This is a genomic window from Halomonas sp. 707D4 (assembly GCF_024158685.1).
In the GTDB taxonomy this organism is placed as follows: domain Bacteria; phylum Pseudomonadota; class Gammaproteobacteria; order Pseudomonadales; family Halomonadaceae; genus Vreelandella.
Genome location: NZ_JAMZBD010000243.1, coordinates 1 through 4,701 on the forward strand (window position 1 = coordinate 1; position 4,701 = coordinate 4,701).

Annotated in this window: 4 protein-coding genes; 3 read left to right on the top strand and 1 reads right to left on the bottom strand. The window is 63.9% G+C overall.

The window, feature by feature from the left end; genetic code table 11:
* A partial coding sequence (locus tag BIS11_RS11065) for an ABC transporter ATP-binding protein (protein ID WP_253586053.1) occupies positions 1 to 1,667 on the bottom strand: 1,667 nt, incomplete at its 3' end.
* 212 nt (positions 1,668 to 1,879) lie between these two features.
* Here BIS11_RS11065 and BIS11_RS11070 point away from each other — a divergent pair.
* The 3 genes from BIS11_RS11070 to BIS11_RS11080 form a co-directional block, all read left to right on the top strand.
* Positions 1,880 to 2,410, top strand: coding sequence for a winged helix DNA-binding protein (locus BIS11_RS11070; protein WP_253425584.1), 531 nt, complete (start codon positions 1,880 to 1,882; stop codon positions 2,408 to 2,410).
* A gap of 321 nt (positions 2,411 to 2,731) precedes the next feature.
* Positions 2,732 to 3,700, top strand: a complete 969-nt coding sequence (locus BIS11_RS11075) for a LysR family transcriptional regulator (protein WP_253425582.1) — start codon at positions 2,732 to 2,734, stop codon at positions 3,698 to 3,700.
* A 50-nt stretch (positions 3,701 to 3,750) separates the two neighbouring features.
* A partial coding sequence (locus BIS11_RS11080; protein ID WP_253586054.1) for a TRAP transporter substrate-binding protein occupies positions 3,751 to 4,701 on the top strand: 951 nt, incomplete at its 3' end.

Below are 4,701 nucleotides of genomic sequence, written 5' to 3' on the forward strand. Positions count from 1 at the left end.
GTGTAGGCGTGCTGGGGCGCGTCGAACACCCGCTGGCGCGGGCCCATCTCGACGATCTGCCCCAGGTGCAGCACCGCCACGCGGTGGCTCATCTTCTCGACCACCGCCATGTCGTGGCTGATGAACAGGTACGAAAGCCCCTCTTCACGCTGAAGCTGCATCATCAGGTGGATGATCTGCGCCTGGATGGAGACGTCCAGCGCCGAGAGCGCCTCGTCGGCGATGATCAGCTTCGGCCTGGAGGCCAGCGCCCGGGCGATGCAGATGCGCTGGCGCTGGCCGCCGGAGAACTCGTGCGGATAGCGCTCGGCATGCTCCGGTGCCAAGCCCACGCGCTCCAGAAGCTCGCCGACGCGCTGCTTGATGCGCCGCTCGTCGCCCATCAGGCGATGGGTGCGGATCGGTTCGGCGATCGAGAAGCCCACGGTCTTGCGCGGGTCGAGCGAGGCGAAGGGGTCCTGGAAGATGTACTGCACCTGCTGACGCAGCGTCATCTTCTCGGCGCGGGACATGTCGGCCACGGGCTTGCCGGAAAAGACGATGTCGCCACTGGTGCTCTTCTGAAGCTGCTGGATGGTGCGCCCGATGGTGGACTTGCCGGAGCCTGATTCGCCCACCAGCGCCAGGGTCTCGCCGGGCTGGATGTCGAAGCTGACGTTCTCGACGGCGTGAACCCGGTGGCTCACGCCGCCGAAGAAACCCTTGTGGATATCGAAGCGGGTCACCAGGTTGCGCACGCTGACCACCGGCGTTTCCTGCACCTGCACGGTGTCCTGGAGCGTGGCTTCACCCTGGGTCACGACCTTCTCGCCGTCGAAGATCACCAGCGGTTCGGCGCGGGGGAGCGCTTCGCCCTGCATGCTGCCCAGCGTCGGCACCGCCGCCAGCAGCGCCTGGGTGTAGGGTTTCTGCGGCGCGGCGAACAGCGTGGCGACGTCCGCTTCCTCGACCTTTTCGCCGTTGCGCATCACCACCACGTGGTCGGCCACTTCCGCCACCACGCCCATGTCGTGGGTGATGAAGATCACCGCCATGCCGAGCTCTTTCTGCAGATCCTTGATGATGGCGAGAATCTGCGCCTGGATGGTGACGTCCAGCGCCGTGGTGGGTTCGTCGGCGACCAGCACCTTGGGCTTGCAGGCCAGCGCCATGGCGATCATGACCCGCTGACGCATGCCACCGGAGAGCTGGTGCGGGTAACGCTTCAAGAGCGACTCGGCATCCGCCAGGCGTACCAGGCGCAAAAGGCGCAGCGCCTCTTCGCGCGCCGTGGCGCGGCTGTAGTCGCCGTGCAGACGCAGGACCTCGGTGATCTGGTCGCCCACGGTGTAGACCGGGTTGAGCGAGGTCATCGGCTCCTGGAAGATCATCGAGATCTCCTTGCCGCGAATGCGCCGCATCTCCTTGTCGGAGAGCGCGGTCAGCTCAAGCGGGGCGCTGTCGCTCGTGCGCCGGTACAGGATGCGTCCCTTGGCAATGGTGGCGTTGAGATAATGCACCAGGCCCATGGTGGCCAGCGACGTCATCGACTTGCCCGAGCCGGACTCGCCGACGATCGCAAGCGTCTGGCCAGCGTGCAGGTCGAATGACAGATCCTTGACGACACGATTGGACCCGAAGGCGATATCGAGCGACTGGACGGAAAGCAGGGGAGGTGTTGATGACACGTGTTTACCTGTACTTTTTATGTAATTTATCTAGAAATTATCTTCAAGATGCCGGTATGTCAATTCGGTATTCGTCATGCCGATGGGGTCAGTGGCCTTGACCGATAGCAAGAAGTCGTTTGCCAATCGGCGCGGAAAAGGCCGATCATGAAGGGCCGAGTTCGCCGCGTGCGACTCGAGACGCCTTCGATATCAACTATAAAGAGCACGCCATGAGTAGAAAGAGCCCTGCCGCACCCGCCAAGCGAGGGCCGATCGTGTCTTCCGAGCACCTGTCGCACAAGGCGCAGGAGCTTTCCGAGTTCGAGTTCGGGCTGATCATCTCGAGCAATGCCTTCAACCGCTGGATGGTGCGCTGCATGGCGGCCACCGGCTACCCGGAGCTCGGCGCGCTGGACGTGCTGGTGCTGCACAGCGTGAACCATCGCAGCCGGGCCAAGCGCCAGGGCGATATCTGCCTGGTCCTCAACGTCGAGGACACCCACACGGTGACCTATGCGCTGCGCAAGCTGGTGAAGCTCGACCTGGTGGTGGGTGAGAAGCAGGGCAAGGAGACGCTCTTCCAGACGACCCAGCTTGGCCGCGAGGCCTGCAAGCGCTACGCCGAGATTCGCGAGGCGTGCCTGATCGAATCCCTCGATTCCATGGGTATCGAGCGCAGCGAGATCAGCAAGGTGGCAGGGGTGCTGCGCGCCATGTCCGGCCTCTACGACCAGGCGGCACGCTCGGCGGCCTCGCTGTAGCGTAAAGGCGTTGCCGATGGTATCCATCGGAAATTTCTATCTTGCTGTTATGCGTGAAAAAAGGGTTGACGACTGCGGGCGTTGAGATTATCAACGTAGAATAGCCATACAAAAGCAATAAGATGAAGCAGCCTTCGATCGCTCGACCTTCGGGCACCGAACAAACGCTTCGCGGAGTGGAACCTGCACTCCCGATCCAGGCGCCCGCATCCCCTCGTCGTCGAGGCGGATGCCGGAGCTACCTCATACCGCGGCAGGCGGAACGCCTTGTGCAAGCTTCTAGGCCGACCGGGTCACCGCGCGCGTGGAGACGGCAACATCATGCTCGATTTCAAGGAACTCGAAGCCTTCGTCTGGGCGGTGAAGCTGGGCTCGTTTCGCAAGGCGGCGATTCGCCTGTGCCTGACCCAGCCCTCGATTTCCGAGCGCATCTCGCGGCTGGAGTCGACGGTCGGCGAGCTTCTGCTCGAGCGCTCGGCGCGACCGATCCAGCCCACCATGCGCGGGCGCGAGTTCTTCTTGCATGCCCAGCGCATGCTCGACCAGCGCGACGAGGCAATGCGCCTGTTCGACAGCGACGGAGATTTCTCGGCCCCGCTGCGCCTGGGCACCGTCGAGACCATCGCCCACAGCTGGTTTCCCGATTTCATGCGCTCGCTCACCGAGCGTTACCCCAGGCTGAGCATCGAGCTCACGGTGGACTATTCGCTGGCGCTCAACGAGCGTCTCATCGCCAACGAGCTGGATATCGTGCTGGCCATGAACGGGTTTCTGCCCGTCGACCAGATCGAGCACGAATCGCTGAATCCTTACGAAATGGGCATGTTCGTGGCGCCGCACCACGCGGAGCTGCTGGGGCAGTCCCCGCTCGCCTGGCTCGAGCACCTGCCGTTCATCTCCTTTGGCAAGGCGGCGCGTCCCTACCAGGAGCTGGCCGCCTATTTGGCCGATCAAGGGGTGGATGACCCGCATATTCATAGCGTAAGTACGCTGATGACCATTGTACGCTTGACCACGGAAGGGCTGGGAATCGGTGCACTGCCGGTTTCCACGGTGCTCGAGCAGTGGCAAGGCGGTGAACTGTGCCGTCTGGATCTGCCAAGGCCTTTGCCGGCGATGTACTACGACATCATCTGGCGCAAGGCCAGCCACCCACGCTTTTGCAAGAGCGTGGCACGGATGGCGCAGACCTGTTCGCGCGCCTATGCCAACGATCGGGCGAATCAGGTCGCCCCTTCACGTTTCGATGGGCAGTGGTTGAAGGCGCCACCCTTTGCCGACGCCCCCTGAACGAATGACCAACGCGACAATCGACTATAAAGAGAGCGAGGAACCACCCCATGCGATCGATGAAACCCCTAGTAGTGGCGCTGGCCTGCGCCATGGCCACCAGTGCCCAGGCCGCCGAGTGGACCATGGCCACGCCCTACGGCGATGCCAGCTTCCACACCCAGAACACCAAGCAGTTCGCCGAGGACGTTCGCGATGCCACCGACGGTGAGTTGACCATCACCGTGCACAGCGGGGGCTCCCTGGTATCCCACGGCGAGATCAAGCCCTCCGTGCGCCGGGGCACCATCGACGCCGGCGAAGTGTTCATGTCGGTGCTCTCCAACGACGACCCGATCTTCGAGGTGGACACGCTGCCGGGCGTTGCGGGCAGCTACGACGACGCCTTCGCGCTCTGGCAGGCGACCAAGCCGATGATCACGGAGCTCTTCGCCTACGAGGGGCTGATACCACTCTACGCGGTGGCCTGGCCCGCCCAGGGCATCTATACCGCCCAGGCGCTGACCGACCCGGCCCAGTTCGAGGGGCTCCGGGTGCGCGCGCCGAACATCAACACCCAGCGCTTCGTCAGCAACCTCGGCGGCAGCCCCACCGAGACCGAGGAGTCGGACATCCCGACGGCCTTCAGCACCGGCCGGGTCGATGCCATGATCACCTCGAGTTCCACCGGCAACGCGATGAGCGCCTGGGACTACGTCTCGGACTACACCGACGCCAACCTGTGGCTGCCCAAGAACATCGTGTTCATCAGCCAGCGCAGCTTCGACCGGCTGGATGAAGCCACCCAGCAGGCGCTGATGGAAGCCGCCGCGCGTGCCGAGGAGCGGGGCTGGCAGCTGAGCCGCGAAGACAACCAGGAAAGCCTGGCCGCGCTCGAGGAGAACGGCGTCAACGTCTCCGAGCCCAACGCCGAAGTGGCGGCAGCGCTGCAGGCGGCCGGCGACGAGCTGTACCAGGACTGGCTCGAGCGCGCCGACGAGGAAGCCGAGCAGGCACTCGAA

Excerpts from the sequence above, each read along its gene's own strand:
- BIS11_RS11070 (WP_253425584.1), top strand. The coding sequence starts at position 1,880 with ATGAGTAGAAAGAGCCCTGCCGCACCCGCCAAGCGAGGGCCGATCGTG.
- BIS11_RS11075 (WP_253425582.1), top strand. The coding sequence starts at position 2,732 with ATGCTCGATTTCAAGGAACTCGAAGCCTTCGTCTGGGCGGTGAAGCTG.